This window comes from Streptomyces griseomycini (genome assembly GCF_014203535.1).
Classification (GTDB): Bacteria; Actinomycetota; Actinomycetes; order Streptomycetales; family Streptomycetaceae; genus Streptomyces; species Streptomyces griseomycini.
Map to the genome: position 1 here is coordinate 613,328 of NZ_JACHJI010000001.1, position 15,253 is coordinate 628,580.

16 protein-coding genes and 1 tRNA gene are annotated in these 15,253 nt (G+C 74.3%); 11 read left to right on the plus strand and 6 right to left on the minus strand.

Annotated features, from left to right (window positions below; translation table 11 throughout):
- Positions 1–35 precede the first annotated feature (35 nt).
- Entirely contained in the window at positions 36–563 is a 528-nt protein-coding gene (locus FHS37_RS02810; RefSeq protein ID WP_184817389.1) for a GNAT family N-acetyltransferase, read from the plus strand.
- On the opposite strand, the gene FHS37_RS02815 is transcribed toward FHS37_RS02810, so the two are convergent.
- Positions 547–2,637 carry an MDR family MFS transporter gene (locus FHS37_RS02815; protein ID WP_184817390.1) on the minus strand — a complete coding sequence of 697 codons (2,091 nt, stop codon included), beginning with the start codon at positions 2,635–2,637 and terminating at the stop codon, positions 547–549. The two genes, FHS37_RS02810 and FHS37_RS02815, sit on opposite strands and share 17 nt — an antisense overlap.
- Positions 2,638–2,796: 159 nt before the next feature.
- Here FHS37_RS02815 and FHS37_RS02820 point away from each other — a divergent pair, with 159 nt between their 5' ends.
- Positions 2,797–3,957, plus strand: a complete 1,161-nt coding sequence (locus FHS37_RS02820) for a peptidoglycan-binding protein (protein ID WP_184817391.1) — start codon at positions 2,797–2,799, stop codon at positions 3,955–3,957.
- Between the two features lie 71 nt (positions 3,958–4,028).
- On the opposite strand, the gene FHS37_RS02825 is transcribed toward FHS37_RS02820, so the two are convergent.
- Together FHS37_RS02825 and FHS37_RS02830 are read right to left on the minus strand one after the other, a co-directional pair.
- Positions 4,029–4,709 (minus strand): HAD-IA family hydrolase, encoded by a 681-nt coding sequence (locus tag FHS37_RS02825; protein ID WP_184817392.1) that lies wholly within the window; start codon positions 4,707–4,709, stop codon positions 4,029–4,031.
- A 251-nt stretch (positions 4,710–4,960) separates the two neighbouring features.
- The gene (locus tag FHS37_RS02830) at positions 4,961–5,542 is read right to left on the minus strand and encodes a TMEM165/GDT1 family protein (protein ID WP_184817393.1); all 582 of its coding nucleotides are present in this window, start codon (positions 5,540–5,542) and stop codon (positions 4,961–4,963) included.
- A gap of 399 nt (positions 5,543–5,941) precedes the next feature.
- On the opposite strand from FHS37_RS02830, the gene FHS37_RS02835 reads away from it, so the two are divergent.
- The 4 genes from FHS37_RS02835 to FHS37_RS02850 all read left to right on the plus strand — a co-directional run bounded on the left by FHS37_RS02835 (position 5,942) and on the right by FHS37_RS02850 (position 9,978).
- Positions 5,942–6,586, plus strand: coding sequence for an HNH endonuclease family protein (locus tag FHS37_RS02835; protein WP_184817394.1), 645 nt, complete (start codon positions 5,942–5,944; stop codon positions 6,584–6,586).
- A 127-nt stretch (positions 6,587–6,713) separates the two neighbouring features.
- Positions 6,714–8,363 (plus strand): alkaline phosphatase D family protein, encoded by a 1,650-nt coding sequence (locus FHS37_RS02840; protein ID WP_184817395.1) that lies wholly within the window; start codon positions 6,714–6,716, stop codon positions 8,361–8,363.
- A gap of 285 nt (positions 8,364–8,648) precedes the next feature.
- A complete protein-coding gene (locus tag FHS37_RS02845; RefSeq protein WP_184817396.1) occupies positions 8,649–9,101 on the plus strand; it encodes a DoxX family protein in 453 nt (150 codons plus the stop codon).
- Between the two features lie 274 nt (positions 9,102–9,375).
- Positions 9,376–9,978, plus strand: coding sequence for a DedA family protein (locus tag FHS37_RS02850; protein WP_184817397.1), 603 nt, complete (start codon positions 9,376–9,378; stop codon positions 9,976–9,978).
- A 74-nt stretch (positions 9,979–10,052) separates the two neighbouring features.
- On the opposite strand, the gene FHS37_RS02855 is transcribed toward FHS37_RS02850, so the two are convergent.
- A complete protein-coding gene (locus FHS37_RS02855; RefSeq protein ID WP_184817398.1) occupies positions 10,053–10,292 on the minus strand; it encodes a DUF2277 domain-containing protein in 240 nt (79 codons plus the stop codon).
- 110 nt (positions 10,293–10,402) lie between these two features.
- Between FHS37_RS02855 and FHS37_RS02860 the strand changes: the two genes are divergently transcribed.
- A complete protein-coding gene (locus tag FHS37_RS02860; protein ID WP_229889703.1) occupies positions 10,403–11,302 on the plus strand; it encodes a ketopantoate reductase family protein in 900 nt (299 codons plus the stop codon).
- A 76-nt stretch (positions 11,303–11,378) separates the two neighbouring features.
- Here the strand turns inward: FHS37_RS02860 and FHS37_RS02865 are convergent, their stop codons facing one another.
- Positions 11,379–11,546: a hypothetical protein gene (locus FHS37_RS02865; protein WP_229889702.1), complete on the minus strand. Its 168-nt coding sequence runs from the start codon at positions 11,544–11,546 to the stop codon at positions 11,379–11,381.
- Between the two features lie 288 nt (positions 11,547–11,834).
- Here FHS37_RS02865 and FHS37_RS02870 point away from each other — a divergent pair, with 288 nt between their 5' ends.
- Positions 11,835–12,194 (plus strand): DUF8825 domain-containing protein, encoded by a 360-nt coding sequence (locus tag FHS37_RS02870; RefSeq protein ID WP_184817400.1) that lies wholly within the window; start codon positions 11,835–11,837, stop codon positions 12,192–12,194.
- A 155-nt stretch (positions 12,195–12,349) separates the two neighbouring features.
- Here the strand turns inward: FHS37_RS02870 and FHS37_RS02875 are convergent.
- Positions 12,350–12,421 (minus strand) — tRNA-Val (locus tag FHS37_RS02875).
- 217 nt (positions 12,422–12,638) lie between these two features.
- On the opposite strand from FHS37_RS02875, the gene FHS37_RS02880 reads away from it, so the two are divergent.
- From FHS37_RS02880 to FHS37_RS02890, 3 genes are all read left to right on the plus strand, one after another.
- Positions 12,639–13,472, plus strand: coding sequence for a DUF4097 family beta strand repeat-containing protein (locus tag FHS37_RS02880; protein WP_184817401.1), 834 nt, complete (start codon positions 12,639–12,641; stop codon positions 13,470–13,472).
- Between the two features lie 74 nt (positions 13,473–13,546).
- Positions 13,547–14,983 carry a hypothetical protein gene (locus FHS37_RS02885; protein WP_184817402.1) on the plus strand — a complete coding sequence of 479 codons (1,437 nt, stop codon included), beginning with the start codon at positions 13,547–13,549 and terminating at the stop codon, positions 14,981–14,983.
- Between the two features lie 27 nt (positions 14,984–15,010).
- A complete protein-coding gene (locus tag FHS37_RS02890; protein ID WP_184817403.1) occupies positions 15,011–15,232 on the plus strand; it encodes an FmdB family zinc ribbon protein in 222 nt (73 codons plus the stop codon).
- Positions 15,233–15,253 lie beyond the last annotated feature (21 nt).

The following is a 15,253-nucleotide window of genomic DNA, read 5'->3' on the forward strand; positions in this document are numbered from 1 at the left end:
GCGCGCCCGCCGGAGGGGCCGCCGAGAATGCGGTCATGTCCTGGACCATCGCCCCGGAACCGCCCGACTCCCCCGTCGCCGCCGCGCTCTGGCGGGCGTACTACACGGAGGTCAGCGACCGCTGGTACCTGCTGCACGAGGGACGCCGGACCGATCCCGGGGAACTGGAGCGCGGGATCGCGGCGCAGTCGGGCGGTGACCTCGTGCCGCCGAGGGGCCTGCTGCTGGTCGCGCGGTACGCGGGGGAGCCGGCCGGCAGCGCGGGCGTCCGGCTGCTGGACGACTCGACCGCCGAACTCACCCGGGTGTTCCTCCACGAGGGGATGCGGGGCAGGGGCGGGGCGGCACTGCTGGTGCGGGCCGCCGAGGACGCGGCCCGCGCGTCCGGTGCCGCCCGGATGATCCTCGACACGCGCGGGGACCTCGTCGAGGCGCGGGCCCTGTACGCCCGGCTCGGCTATGCGGAGACCGAGCCGCACAACGCCGATCCGTACGCCGAGCACTGGTTCGCCAAGGAACTCGGCCGGCCGGCGGCACGGCGCCGCCTCACCCGACCCGCGTGAGCGGGCGCTCGCGGTCCGGGCGCTCCCCCTGCGCGCCGCACAGCTCGTCGGACAGCTCGTGCACCAGCTGCACCAGGTCGGTCGGGCGGTCCGGCCCCCACCAGTCGCCGAGCAGTTCGGCCAGGGAGTCCTCCCGGGCACGCGCCAGCCGCTCGGCCACCTCGCGCCCCTCGTCGGTCGGGACGAGGTCGAGTCCCCGGCGCACGGCGAGGTGCCGGACCTCGAGCTGGCGGGCGGCCTCGATGACGACGCCCAGCGGGACGGGGCCGCGCTCGGCGAGCCGGGCCGGTTCCACCGTGCCGTACTTCCTGATCCGCAGCAGCAGCCAGCTCGCCGCGGGCAGCAGGTCGTAGCCCGCGCGCGCGGTGATCCTCCGGTAGGCCTCGCGCCGTCCCTCCCGGGTGCCGAGCAGCGACAGCGCGCGGTACACCTCGTCGTACGACGACCGCTCCACGGGGTTGCTGGCCAGCGTCTCGGTGGCGTCGGGCGCGGTGACCGAGGCGCGCAGCCGGTCCTCCTTGAGGAACCAGGCCAGCAGGAAGCCGAGGAGGGCCACGGGAGCGGCGTACAGGAAGACGTCGGTGATGGCGGTGGCGTAGGAGTCGACGGCCGGGCCGCGCAGCGCGGGCGGCAGGGCGGCGATGCCGCGCGGGTCGGCCTCCAGCGAGCCGGCGGAGACGCCGGGCGGCAGTCGCGCGCCGCGGAGGGCGGCCGTGAGTTCGTCGCCGAGGCGGCCGGCGAAGATCGTGCCGAAGACGGCGACGCCGAAGGAGGCGCCGATGGACCGGAAGAAGGTCGCGCCGGAGGTGGCGACGCCGAGGTCCTCGTAGGGGACGGCGTTCTGCACGATCAGCACCAGGACCTGCATCACCAGGCCGAGCCCGGAGCCGAGGACGAAGAAGGAGAGGCTCGTCACGGCGGTGGAGCTGTGCGCGTCGAGCTGGTGGAGCAGCAGCAGTCCGAGGGTGGTGACGGCGGTGCCCGCGAGGGGGAAGACCTTCCAGCGGCCGGTGCGGCTGACGATCTGTCCGGAGCCGGTCGAGGCCAGCAGCATGCCGGCCACCATCGGCAGCATGTGCACGCCGGACATGGTGGGGGTGACGCCCTGCACCACCTGGAGGTAGGTCGGCAGGTAGGTCAGCGCGCCGAACATGGCGAAGCCGACGATGAAGCTGATCACGGCGGAGAGCGTGAAGGTCCGCACGCGGAACAGCTTGAGCGGCAGCACCGGTTCGGCGGCCCGCCGCTCGACGGCCACGAAGACGACGGCGAGGACGACGCCCAGCACCGCGAGCCCGACGATCTGCGGCGAGCCCCAGCTCCAGGTGGTGCCGCCGAGGGAGGCGACCAGGACCAGGGAGGTGGCGACGGAGGCGATGAGGAGGGTGCCGAGGTAGTCGATGACGTGCTTCGTCGCCCTGCGCGGGATGTGCAGCACCGCCGCGATCACGGCGAGCGCGACGACCCCGACGGGCAGGTTGACGTAGAACACCCAGCGCCAGCTCAGGTGTTCGGTGAACAGCCCGCCGAGCAGCGGCCCGAGGACACTCGTCGTGCCGAAGACCGCCCCGAACAGGCCCTGGTAGCGGCCGCGTTCGCGCGGCGGGACGAGGTCCCCGACGATCGCCATCGACAGCACGATCAGTCCGCCGCCGCCCAGTCCCTGGAGCGCGCGGAACGCGATCAGCTGGGACATGTCCTGTGCCGCGCCGCACAGCGCCGAGCCCACCAGGAAGATCACGATGGCGGCCTGGAAGAGCTTCTTGCGCCCGTACTGGTCGCCGAGCTTGCCCCACAGCGGGGTCGCGGCGGTGGAGGCCAGCAGATAGGCGGTGACCACCCAGGACAGGTGCTCCAGGCCGCCCAGCTCGCTGACGATGGTGGGCAGTGCGGTGGCCACGATGGTCTGGTCGAGGGCGGCGAGCAGCAGGCCGAGCAGCAGCGCGCCGATCGAGACGAGGACGTTGCCGGACACCTGTTCCCCGGCGCCGGCGCCACGGGCGGGCGGTCCGGCGCCGGGTGAGGGCTGCGCGTCGCCCGCCTTCGGCGTCGTTCCGTGTGCGTCCCGGGCCATGAAGACCTCCCCAGGTTCTCGTTTTCCCCTCCATCGTGATCGGTGTGACCCGTTATGGCCTGTTGAGTCCTGACGGAACTCCGCGTTCCGGGGGCGCGCGAACCGAGCTGTGAAGAAGATCTGCATAATCTCTGGAGTTCGCGAGGGGAGGGACGACACGTGGAACAGCCGAACGGGAACCCGTGCCCGGAGTGCGGTGCGCCCAGGCACAGGGACAACACGCCGTCCTGTGCCTGCACCCTCCGCGCGTCCGACGCCCTGCGCGACGCCCGCACGGCCCAGGCGGCCGCGGCGGAGGACTTCGACCCGCTGCGCATCCGGCCGTACGTCGAGCTGGACGGCGGGACGGCGGGGAGCGCGGCGGACGCGCCGGGCCGTGCACCGGGCGACGGCACGCAGGACGCGCCGGACGGCGGACGGGGAACCGGGCAGGCGCCGAGCGCACCGGACGCGCCGGACGTCCCCGCGGGGTCCGGGGCACCGCAGGCGGCCGACGCGACCATGCCGTTGCGCACCGTCACCCCGGACGCGTCCCCCGTCCCGGGCGCACCGGACGCCGGGGCCCCCACGTCCGTGCTCCCCACCCCGCTCGCGCCGCCCGCCACCGAGCCGAGCGCCGCGGACCTGCACCTGTTCGAGACCGGGCACCCGCGCCCGTCCGAGGCCGCCCCGGCCGTGGACGACGCCACCGGCCAGGACGCCGCTCCCCCGCGCCGGCGCCGCCGCACCGCCCTGCTCGCGGCCGCCGGGGCCGTCGTGGCCGTGGTGGGCGCGGCCGGGTGGGCGAGCGGGCTGTTCTCCTACGAGACGCCGTCCCGGGACGGCGCGCTGCCGGAGGACGTCAGGGTGGGCGTGCCGGACCCCTCGTCCGCCTCGCCGTCCGCGGAGCCGACGCCGAGCGCGCCCTCCGCCGCGCCGACCTCCGCCTCCCCGTCGGCCTCGGCGACCGCGAGCGCGAGCCCGTCGGCCTCCCCCTCGCCCTCGGCGTCCAGTGCCTCGCCGAGCCCGTCGCAGTCGGCCGAACCGTCCGTGACCCCGACGAGCAGCGCGCCCGTCGACTCCCTCGAGGAGGGTGACGAGGACGACCGCGGCCCCACCGGTCCCGTCCTGAGGCGCGGCGACCGGGGCCCGGAGGTCACCGAACTCCAGCTGCGCCTGCGCCAGTTGTACTTGTACAACGACGACATCAACGGCCAGTTCACCCGCCGCGTGGAGGAGGCCCTGCGCAACTACCAGTGGTCCCGCGGCCTCCAGGACGAGCTGAGCGTGTACGGCCCCAGGACCCGTGCCCTGCTGGAGACGGAGACCCGGGAGCCGTAGGCCTTCGTCCGGACCGGATCGGACCGGACCGGATCCGGTTGGACCGGACCGGACCGAGCCGGGGAACGGGGTCACGCCCCCGCGCGCCCGGATTCCGTCACGTGCAGCCGGACGGTGCCGTCGGACCCGGCCTCCACGCGCACCTGGGTCAGGTCCCGTACGACCACGTCCGGGTCGTGGAAGCCGGCCCGCGGGCCGACGCCCACGACCCGCATCCCCGCGGCGCGCCCCGCGGCGATGCCGGCGCCGGAGTCCTCGAAGACCACGCAGTCGGCGGGGTCGACGCCCAGTTCCGCCGCGCCCTTCAGGAAGCCCTCGGGGTCCGGCTTGCTCGCGCCGACGGACTCCGCGGTCACCCGCACCGCGGGCAGGTCCAGCCCGGCGGCGGCCATCCGGGCGGTGGACAGGGCGACGTCGGCGGAGGTCACGAGCGCGTGCGGCAGTCCGCGCAGCGAGGCGAGGAACGCGCGGGCGCCCGGGATCTCGACGACGCCCTCGGTGTCCGCCGTCTCCTCGGCGAGCATGCGCGCGTTGTCCGCGTGGTTCTGCTTCATCGGCCGGTCCGGCAGCAGCAGCGCCATCGACGCGTACCCCTGGCGCCCGTGCACGACCTTCATGACCTCGTCCCCGTCGAGCCCGTGCCGGTCGGCCCAGCGGCGCCAGACGCGTTCGACCGAGGCGTCGGAGTTGACGAGGGTGCCGTCCATGTCCAGCAGGAGGGCGCGGGCGGTGAGTACGGCGGTGGCCGTCATCGGCAGCTCCAAGACGCGGAGGAAGGGGCCCGGGCGGGGACCCGAGGGGCTGTCGGGCGCGGTGCCCGAGGGGTCCCGGGCGCGGTGCCCGGGGGTGCAAGGCGGCCCCGCCCGCCGGTCAGGGAAAACGGGCGGGGACCACTTTGTTCATCCACGGTACAAAACAAACCCGGCATCCCGCCACCGCCTTCGCCGACCGTTCACCGAGACTTCGGCTCCCCGTCGCCCCCGCGGGCCCGTGCGGAGGGCCGTCACCCGGCGACCGCCTCCCACAGGCTCCACACGCCGAGGCCCAGCATCAACAGCGCCGCGATCTGCGTGATCAGCCGCAGCGGGACCCGCTTCATCAGCGCCTTTCCGCCGACGATGCCGAGCCCGGCCACCGCCCACAGCGCGAGCACCGCACCCAGGCCGACGGAGAGCGGGTCGTCGTAGCGGGCGGCGAGGTTGGCCGTCATGATCTGGGTCAGATCGCCGAACTCGGCGACGAGGATCAACATGAAGCCCGCCCCGGAGACCTTCCAGAAACTCTGGTCCTCCGGCTTGCGGACCTCCTCCTCCCCCTCGTCCTTCTTCATCAGCAGCATCGCCGCGCCGCCCAGGAAGAGCACACCCGTGAGCGCGTGCACGAGCTGCTGGGGCAGCAGGGTGAGCACGCTCCCGGCCGCCACCGCCAGCGCGACGTGCAGGGCGAAGGCCGCGGCGACGCCGGCGAAGACGTAGGAGGCCCGGTAGCGGGTGCCGAGGACGAGGCCGGCGAGGGCGGTCTTGTCCGGAAGTTCGGCGAGGAAGACGACGCCGAAGACGACGGCCGTCACGGTCAGGCTGATCAACGGTTCCTCAATCGGTCGGGGCTGCCCCGCCGAGAGTGCTGCGCGATTTCGCGGGACACCTCGGCACGGCAGCGCACACGGCGCCCGTGCCGTACGGCACGGGCGTGCACTGCTTGCCGAAGGTCTCGCTGGCCGACCTCGCACGAGGTCCGCCTCCGGGCGCCGGCTCAGGCGTGCTGAGCAGTGTGTCGACGGTCCGGCGAAGAGCTACTCCCCTTCTGCACCGCCCATGGTACGCGAGGCCCTCGCCGACCTCGGGCGCGGAAGTTTCACACCTGAACCATAGACGTGACATGACCGCGTCACTAACTTCTCACCGGACGCACCCCTCCCCGCAACGCGGAGCGGCGAGCATTCCCCTGCTCGCGCTCCGACACCCCCAGACCACAAGGAGTTCGCATGCCCAGGTTCTACGCGCGTCGACGACTCGGCACGGTCGCGGCGCTCACCGGGCTCATAGCCTTCGCCGGGCTGCTCAACGGCCCGACCGCCTCCGCCGCCCTGCCCACCCCGATCAGCGCCTCCACCGCCCGCGGCTACCTCGCCACCCTCACCGTGGCCACCGAGGACCGCACCGGCTACGACCGCGACCTGTTCCCCCACTGGATCACCGTCAGCGGCTCCTGCAACACCCGCGAGACCGTCCTCAAGCGCGACGGCTCCAACGTGCGGACCGACTCCTCCTGCTACGCCACCAGCGGCAGCTGGTACTCCCCGTACGACGGCGCGACCTGGTCCGCCGCCTCCGACGTCGACATCGACCACCTCGTGCCGCTCGCCGAGGCCTGGGACTCCGGCGCCGACTCCTGGTCCACCTCGCGCCGCCAGGCCTTCGCCAACGACCTGACCCGCCCGCAGCTCCTCGCCGTCACCGACAACGTCAACCAGGCCAAGGGCGACCAGGACCCGGCCACCTGGATGCCCTCGCGCACCGCCTACCGCTGCACCTACGTCCGTGCCTGGGTCCAGGTGAAGTACTACTACGGCCTGTCGGTCGACCCCGCCGAGAAGTCCGCCCTGCAGAGCCACCTCGCGAACTGCTGAGCCGTCCGGCGGACCGCTGAGCCGTCCGGCGGACCTCTGACCCGCCCCGCGAACCGCTGGGCCCCGGGATCTCCCCTCCGGCCTCCGTCGCTGCGTACCGTACGAAGCGACGGAGGAAGGGGTCACCATGGCCGGACTGCGGCTCGGACCACTGTTGAGGTACGTCGACGGCACGTCCGCGACCGTCTGGGTCGAGACGAGCCGCCCGGGCACCGCCGAGGTGCGCTGCGCGGACGGGGCCGGCGGGACGGCCGGCACCTTCCAGGTCGCCGGGCACCACTACGCGCTCGTCCGGGTGACCGGTCTGACCCCGGGCACGACCACGCCGTACGAGGTGTTCCTGGACGGCACCCGGGTGTGGCCGCCGGCCGAGGACCCCTTCCCGTCCCTGCCGCCCTCCGCCATCCCCGCCCCGGGCCCCGACGACGACCGCGTGCGCGTCGCCTTCGGCTCCTGCCGCTGGGCCTCCCCGCCCACCGGCGAGCACGACCCGGTCGGCCCCGACGCCCTGGACACCCTGGCCGGACGCATCGCCGCCGACCCGGACGGCGAGCGGCCCGACGTCCTGCTCCTCCTGGGCGACCAGGTGTACGCCGACGAGACCTCCGACGCCACCCGCGCCTGGCTCGCCACCCGCCGCGACCTGAGCGACCCCCCGGGCGGCCAGGTGGCGGACTACGAGGAGTACACCCACCTCTACTACGAGTCCTGGCTCGACCCGCAGGTGCGCTGGCTGCTGTCCACCGTCCCCACCTGCATGATCTTCGACGACCACGACGTGATCGACGACTGGAACACCTCCGCCTCCTGGGTCGAGGACATGCGCGCCACGTCGTGGTGGCGCGAGCGGATCCTCAGCGGTCTGATGTCGTACTGGGTGTACCAGCACCTGGGCAACCTCTCCCCCGCCGAGCTGGCGGCGGACCCGCTGTACGCGGCCGTGCGCGAGAGCGCCGACGGCACGGACGAGCTGCGCGCCTTCGCCGCGCGGGCCGAGGCGGACGCGACCACCGTGCGCTGGAGCTACCGGCGCGACTTCGGGCGGGTGCGGCTGGTGATGGTGGACAGCCGTGCGGCCCGCTTCCTGACGGAGGGCGAGCGCTCCATGCTCGACGCGGGCGAGGCGGCCTGGGTGCGCGAACAGGTCCTCGACGGGCGCGGCTCCTACGACCACCTCCTCATCGGCACCTCCCTGCCCTGGCTGCTGCCGCACCTGGTGCACGACGTCGAGGGGTGGAGCTCCGTGCTGTGCCGGGGCGACAAGGGAGCCCGCTGGGCGTGGTTCGGGGAGAAGCTGCGGCGCGCGGCGGACCTGGAGCACTGGGCGGCCTTCCCGAAGTCCTTCGCCGACCTGGCGGAACTGATCGACGAGGCCGGGACCGGACCCGAGGCGCCGGCGACGGTGTGCGTGCTCTCCGGTGACGTCCACCACGCCTATGTCGCCGAGCCCCGCTGGCCGGGGCGGGCCGGGCCCGACGCCCGGGTGGTGCAGCTGACCTGCTCCCCCGTCCACAACTCCATCCCCCTGTCGATGAGGCTCGGCTTCCGCTTCGGCTGGAGCGCCGTCGCCCGGCGGCTCGGCGGCGTCTTCGTGCGGCACGCCGGTCTCGCCCGGCCGCCGGTCACGTGGCGCAGGACGGGCGGGCCGTGGTTCGGCAACCAGCTCATGACGCTGACGACCCGGGGGCGCTCGGCGGTGCTGCGGCTGGAGCACACGCAGGAGCAGGCGGCCGGGGCGCGCCTCAGGACGGTGATGGAGACCCGGCTGAGCCGGTGACCCGACTCCGCTGGTGACCCGCCGGAAAGACGGTCGTCGGGGAACCTGTGCCCCACCTGTGCGGTGAGGTGTGCATTCGGCCACGCCGTTGAGCGTGATGACGGGGTGGCGACCGTACTCACGTGCGACGGCGGACGCGCGATCGCCGCAAGCCGAGTCGGATCCATGGCCAGATGTTGAACTTGCAAGTAATACTTAGGGGCCCCTAACGTTGAGGACGACTCGGTTCCGCCCCCACCGGACCGGCCCCGTCCCAGGGTCGGCCTGACCGAAGGAGACCCCCGCATGACCGGTCGCCTCAACGGCGCCCAGCCGTACGCCCTGGGCCTGTTCCGCATAGTCGTCGGCCTGCTGTTCGCCTGCCACGGCGCCGTCTCCCTGCTCGGCGTGCTCGGCGGTGTGGACGGCAACGGCGGCACCGTCGAGACCGGCGCCTGGCCCGGCTGGTACGCGGCCCTGATCGAGCTCGTCTGCGGCAGCCTGGTCCTGCTCGGCCTCGGCACCCGCGCCGCCGCGTTCCTGTCGTCCGGCGCGATGGCGTACGCGTACTTCAAGGTCCACCAGCCCGAGGCCCTGTGGCCGATCGAGAACAGCGGCGAGGGCGCGGCCCTGTACTGCTGGGCCATGTTCCTGCTGGTGTTCACCGGCTCCGGGGCCTTCGGCCTGGACCGGCTGTTCGCCAGGCGCTCGTCGGCGGAAGGGAAGCAGACCGCGGATCAGACCCCGGTGGCGGCCTGACCCGTACCCGAGGGTGCCCTCCCCGGCTCGGGGAGGGCACCCTCCGTCGTTCGCCGGAGCGGCGAACTCCGGGCATTCGCCGGAACGTTGCCCTCCGGGCGCCTACCGGAAGACGGCGGACTCCCGGCACCGACCGCACGAACCCCCCGTGATCCTTCCGTCACACATCACGCGTACGCTGGGTGGCTGTCAACGGCCACTCCTGCCACTCCTGCCGCTCCCCCCGCGACAGCGCGGCGCGGGGCGGCCCACGGGGGAGCCACGGGGAGTTCGGGTGGAGAGTTTCGGGTCGCTGGTCGGCAGTCCATGGATCTACGCGGTGGTGGCCCTCTCGGTTCTGCTCGACGTGTTCCTGCCGGTCCTGCCCAGCGGGGTCCTGGTGATCACCGCGGCCACGGCGGCGGCCGCGGGCACGGCGGCCGACGTGCCCGACATCCTGGTGCTGACGCTCTGCGCCGCCACCGCCTCCGTCCTGGGCGACCTGGTCGCCTACCGCCTCGCCTGGCGCGGCGGTCCCCGTCTGGACCGGGCGATCGCCCGCTCCCGGCGGCTGACCCGCGCGCAGGAACGTCTCGGCGCGGCACTGGCCCGGGGCGGCGGCGCCCTCGTCGTCCTCGCCCGCTTCGCCCCGGCCGGCCGCTCGGTCGTCTCCCTCGGCGCCGGCGCCGCACGCCGCCGGGCCCGTGAGTTCCTCCCCTGGTCGGCCCTGGCGGGCCTGTCCTGGGCCGCGTACAGCGTGGCCCTCGGCTACTTCGGCGCCCACTGGCTCGGCGCGACCTGGCTGGCGACGGTGGTGTCGGTGGGCGCGCTGTTCGGGGCGGGGGCGGGAGCGGCGTTCCTGATGCGGAGGCGGCCCCGGCCCTCGGAGGCCTCGTAGGGGTTCTAGGGGTTCTAGGGGTAGCAGGGACCTCAGGGGTCATAGGGGACGTGGGGGCCCGTACGACGGATCCCTCACCCCGCCCGCTCCCCCTGCCGGGCCGGCGTGCCCCGTACCTCCAGGCCGTCCAGCAGTTCCGCGGTGGCCTCGGCGATCGCGTCCACGGCCCGGTCGAAGACCTCGCGGTTGTGGGCGGCGGGTGCCCGGAAGCCGGACACCTTTCTCACGTACTGCAGGGCGGCGGCCCGGATGTCCTCCTCCGTGGCCTCCTCGGGCAGCGCGGGCGGACGCAGGGTCTTGATACTCCGGCACATGCCCCCAGTCTGGCTTCCCCGGGGCCGTGCCGGCCACGGAACCGGCGACTGCGATGATCCCGGCAGGCGGCCACCGTCCAGGGGCCGACCGACGAGAGGAGTTCCTCACCGTGGCGAACCGACTCACCGTGGCCGTCCTCGGCCCCGGCGGCGTGGGCGGACTGCTCGCCGCGCTGCTGGCCCGCGCCGGTCACCGGGTGATCTGCCTGGCCGGCGACGAGACGGCGAAGACCCTGCGCGAGGAAGGCCTGAGGGTCCGCAGCGGACAGTTCGGCGACTTCACGGCCCGCGTCGAGGCGGACACCGTACTGCGCGAACCGGTCGACGCCTGCCTGATCACCGTGAAGCACACCGCCCTCGGCGCCTCGCTGGCCCGCGTCCCGGCCCCGGTCCTCGGCGACGGCCTCGTCGTCCCGTTCCTCAACGGCGTCGAGCACCCGGCCGCCCTGCGCGCCCGCTACCGCCCCGACCGTGTCGCCCCCGCCGTGATCCGCGTGGAGTCGACCCGGGTCGCGCCGGGCGTCGTCGAGCACGGCAGCCCGTTCGCCGAGACCGACCTCGCCGGCGACCTCGTGCCCCGCGCCCGCCTCGACGCCCTGGCCGAGGCCCTGGGCGACGCCGGGCCGACCGCCCGGGTCCTGGACGACGAGACGGCGGCGCTGTGGGCCAAGATGTCGTTCCTGGCCCCGCTCGCCCTGCTGACCACGAGGTACGGCCTCCCGCTGGGTGGCGTGCGCACCGCTCACCGCGAGGAACTGACGGCCCTGGTGGAGGAGACGGCCGCGATCAGTCACGCGTGCGGCGGCCCGGCGGACCCGGTGCGGGCACTCGCCCGCTACGACGCGTTCCCGGCGGGGACGAAGTCGTCGATGCAGCGCGACGCGGAGGCCGGCCGCCCCCTGGAACTGGACGCCATCGGCGGCGCGTTGCTCCGCGCGGCGCAGCGGCACGGCGTACCGGCGCCCGTGACCGCCCGCGTGGTGCGGGAGTTGACCCGCACCACGCCGTGACGTAGCCGTCCCCACTCCGCGTTCGGGTCCGTCCGCCGGTCGTCGAGCCTCACGACCGCCTGTGCGGCGCGTCCGGTCACGTGCCGTCGATGCGGTCGAGCAGCGCCCGGGCCTCCACGGTGCGGCGGTGGTCCGGGCCGAAGGCGGCCAGGCAGGCGTCGTGGGCGGACACGGCCCGGGCGCGGGCCCCGGCCTCCGCATCGGCATGACGCTCCGCCCGGTACAGGGTCATGGCCTGGGCCAACGGGGATCCCGCCGTCCGCAGGGCGTCGTTCCGGCCGCGCGGCCGAAAGAGCCTCGTGGCCAGAACGTACGGACACCGCGCACCCGCACCCGCACCCGCACCCGCACCCGCACCCGCAGCGGAACGCGAGGCGCCGAACAGCGAGTTGGACGTCGGACCGGTCGGCCGGGGGACACTGTGGTCGGCCCGGAGACGCAGTGGTCGGCCGGTTCACCCGGTCGCATGAACTCCGGGGCGGACCCCCTGGGCAACTCGCCCCTCAAAATCGAACAGGCGTATCATCGGGCCGTGGCTGCGACCTATGACTTTCCGAGTGACCTCCTCGCCGGTCAGGAGGAACTGCATCAGGTCCGGGCCGAGCTGTCGGCCCTGCTGAAGCGGCTCCCCTGGTCGGTCGAACCCCTCGACGGCTTCAGCGACGACAACGGCTGGCGCAGGATCGAGCGCCCCGCCTCGCCCGGCTGGACCGAGGACGAACAGGCCGAGGTGGAGAAGCTCCGGAGGCGGGAGCACGAGCTCGCGGTGTTCGTCAGCACCCACCGCTACTGGACCGAACTCACCGGCGCCGACCGGGTGCACGCCCGCTCCCGGCTCAAGCACGCGGCGGGCGGGGACGTTCCGCCGGACCGCGCGGAGGACTCCCCGTAGGGCGCGCGGCGCACAGGAGCCCGCGAAGACGGGAAAGACAGGAAGGGCGGGAAGGGCGGGAAGGGCGGGAAGGGCGGGAAGACGGACGAGGGCCTCCGGAGCGTGTCCGGAGGCCCTGTGCGGTGACGCGGGCCGGCGTTCGCCGGCGAGCACGGTGGGCGCGGACGGTTTCGAACCGCCGACATCCTGCTTGTAAGGCAGGCGCTCTACCCCTGAGCTACGCACCCGAGGCCCGGGTTGCGCACCCGGGTCGAATGGAAAGACTACATGGCCCGGGGTGCGGTCCGGAAAACCTCCACCGGGGGTTATCCCCACCTCCGGTCCGGTAGCGGCCCGGATCCCCCACCGGGCCGCGGATCCATACGGTCGAAGAGTGCTGAAGAGCACGGAAGAGCGCCGCGGAACACCGGAGAGCGCCGCCGTCCGTCCCAGGGGGAGACCGTCATGACCCGCACGCCCCGTACCGCCGGCACCCGCCGAACCGCCGGCTCCGCACACCTCGGCGGTCCCGGCCGCAGCGCGCGGACGCGCGCCCTCGTCCTCACCGGGGCGGCCGTGGTGCTCGTCGCCGGCCTGAGTGCCTGCGGGGCGTCGGCCGGGGACGACGACGATCCCGACCGCCGGTCCTTCGACCTGTCCGGCTCCACCCTCACCGTCGACTCCGACGACTCCGCCCTCGAGATCGTCGCCGCGGACGGACACCCGTCGGGCGAGGTCCGGGTCACCCGCTGGTTCCGGGGCACCGTCGCCCTCGGCAAGGAACCGGAGGTCACCTGGTCCATGGACGGCGACCGGCTGGTGCTGCGGGAGAAGTGCTCGGGCGTCGTCGCCGACTGCTCCACCAAGCACCGCATCGAAGTGCCCCGCGGGGTCGCCATCAAGGTCGAGGAGAAGGACGGCAGCGTGCGGGCACGGGGCTTCCGCGACGCACTGAGCATCCGCACGACGGACGGCTCGGTCCACGTCACGGACTCCACGGGCCCCCTCGAGCTGCGCACCGGCGACGGGTCCGTGCGCGCGGAGGTCGCCTCCCGCACGGTGCGCGCCCGCACCGGCGACGGCTCGGTCCGCCTCCAACTCGAGGCCGTGCCCGGCCGGGTGGAGGCCCGCAGCGGCGACGGCTCCCTGACCGTCGACCTGCCCCGGGCCGCCTACCGCGTGACCACCGGGACCGGTGACGGCGCCGAGGAGGTGTCCGTGCCCCGTGACGACTCCAGCCCCCACGTGGTGACCGCCCGCACCGGCGACGGCAAACTCACCGTCCGCACGGCGAACTGACCGGCCCGTGTGTTCGTCCCTTACCGGTGGGAGAATGACACCGGGCAGGGCGAACGACAGTACGGGAGAGGGATGTGACGGCGACACCAGCGCAGCCGTACTCGCCGTCGGTGCCGCGCGTGCCCCGCACGCGCCGTCCTCTGCTCCCTCCCCCTCGGCCACGTCTCCGCCGGGGCCGCGCGGCACCCGGTCCGCTCCGGGACGCGCTCGCCCTCGTGGGGCTGCCGCTGGTCGCCGCGCTGGCGCTGCCCGCCGCGTTCGCCGGCGGCGGCACCCGGCGCTGGTTCGGCGGGCGGGCCGAGAACCAGCGGGCCGAGGCCCAGGCCGCCAAGGACGCGGCGGCGGCCGCTTTCTACGAGCTCGACACCGCCCAGCGCGACCTGCGGATCTCCATCGAGGCGATCACCGCCGTCGACGACTCCCCCGCCGCCCGTCGTGCCGTCGCCGACTTCGAGGCGCTCGGCCGGCGCATCGACGAGGTCAGCCACCGCTACATCGGCGCCGTCGACGCCCACGACCTCGACCGCGACGACCTGGAGGCCTCGGCCGCCTCCCGAGCCCGTGCCGAGCTGACCGCCGCCAAGGACGAGCTCGGGCGGGTCAAACAGGAACTGGACCGCTTCGCCGAGGGTCTCGGCCCGCTCCTCGGCAAGGCCGAGAACCAGCTGGCCCGGCTCGCCCCCGCCGTCGAACGCGCCCGGCAGGCGCTGCTCGCCGCCTCGAACGCCCTCGACGCCGCGCGCGGGTCGGGACTGAGGGCCGACGACCTCGCCGCCCGGCTCGCCGCCCTCTCCCCGGAACTGACCAAGCTGAACCAGGGCGCCGGACAGCACGGCGTACCGCAGACCCTGGAGCGGGCCGAACGCGTCACCCGCGAGGCCGAGGCCGTTCGCGTCGAAGCCGAACGGCTGCCGGAACGGGCCGCCGAGATCGACCACCGGCTGGTCTCCCTGCGCACCCGCGCCCAGGCCCTCACCACCCGCTCGGAGCAGGTCGAACCGGTGCTGAGCGAACTGCGCCGCCGCTTCACCGCCGCCTGCTGGCAGGACCTGCAGCGCGTCCCCGACGTGGCCACGGAGAACGTGCGCCAGGCCGAGGCCAGGCTCGCCGAGGCCAGGGCCGCCCGCGAGGAGCAGCGCTGGGCGGACGCGACCGCCCTGCTGTCGACCGCACGGGCGCTGCTGAACACGACCGACGAGGCCGTGTCCGCCGCCGGTGACCGTCTGCGGCGCCTGAACGCCGTGCAGAAGGACCCGGAGCAGGAGATCGAACGCACCCGCTTCGCCATCCGCGACGCCCAGCGCCTGGCCATGGCCGGCCGCAACACCCCCGACCCGCGCCATGCCCGTCCCCTGGACGACGCCGTGGCCCGCCTGGAACGGGCCGTCGCCGGGCTGGAGGGCCGCCACCCCGACTACTGGCACTTCCTGACGGAGACGGAGGCGGTCCGCGCGACGGTGAGCCGCGTGGTGGGCCTCATCCGGGAGGAACGGGGCGCGGGCGCCCACTGACCGCCACCAGCCGGTTAACCTGTGCCCATGCCTCGTTACGAGTACCGCTGCCGGACCTGCGGCGACACCTTCGAACTGAGTCGCCCCATGGCCGAGTCCTCCGCCCCCGCGGCCTGCCCGGCGGGCCACGACGACACGGTGAAGCTCCTGTCCACGGTCGCGGTGGCCGGCACCGGCTCCGCCCCGGCCCCGGCGCCCCGCGCGAGCGGCGGTGGCGGCGGCTGCTGCGGCGGGGGCTGCTGCGGCTGACGTCCGGGCCGCCGGGCCCGG

Coding starts and splice junctions, on each gene's coding strand:
- FHS37_RS02810 (WP_184817389.1), top strand. CDS start 36: ATGTCCTGGACCATCGCCCCGGAACCGCCCGACTCCCCCGTCGCCGCC.
- FHS37_RS02815 (WP_184817390.1), bottom strand. CDS start 2,637: ATGGCCCGGGACGCACACGGAACGACGCCGAAGGCGGGCGACGCGCAG.
- FHS37_RS02825 (WP_184817392.1), bottom strand. CDS start 4,709: ATGACGGCCACCGCCGTACTCACCGCCCGCGCCCTCCTGCTGGACATG.
- FHS37_RS02835 (WP_184817394.1), top strand. CDS start 5,942: ATGCCCAGGTTCTACGCGCGTCGACGACTCGGCACGGTCGCGGCGCTC.
- FHS37_RS02840 (WP_184817395.1), top strand. CDS start 6,714: ATGGCCGGACTGCGGCTCGGACCACTGTTGAGGTACGTCGACGGCACG.
- FHS37_RS02845 (WP_184817396.1), top strand. CDS start 8,649: ATGACCGGTCGCCTCAACGGCGCCCAGCCGTACGCCCTGGGCCTGTTC.
- FHS37_RS02855 (WP_184817398.1), bottom strand. CDS start 10,292: ATGTGCCGGAGTATCAAGACCCTGCGTCCGCCCGCGCTGCCCGAGGAG.
- FHS37_RS02880 (WP_184817401.1), top strand. CDS start 12,639: ATGACCCGCACGCCCCGTACCGCCGGCACCCGCCGAACCGCCGGCTCC.
- FHS37_RS02890 (WP_184817403.1), top strand. CDS start 15,011: ATGCCTCGTTACGAGTACCGCTGCCGGACCTGCGGCGACACCTTCGAA.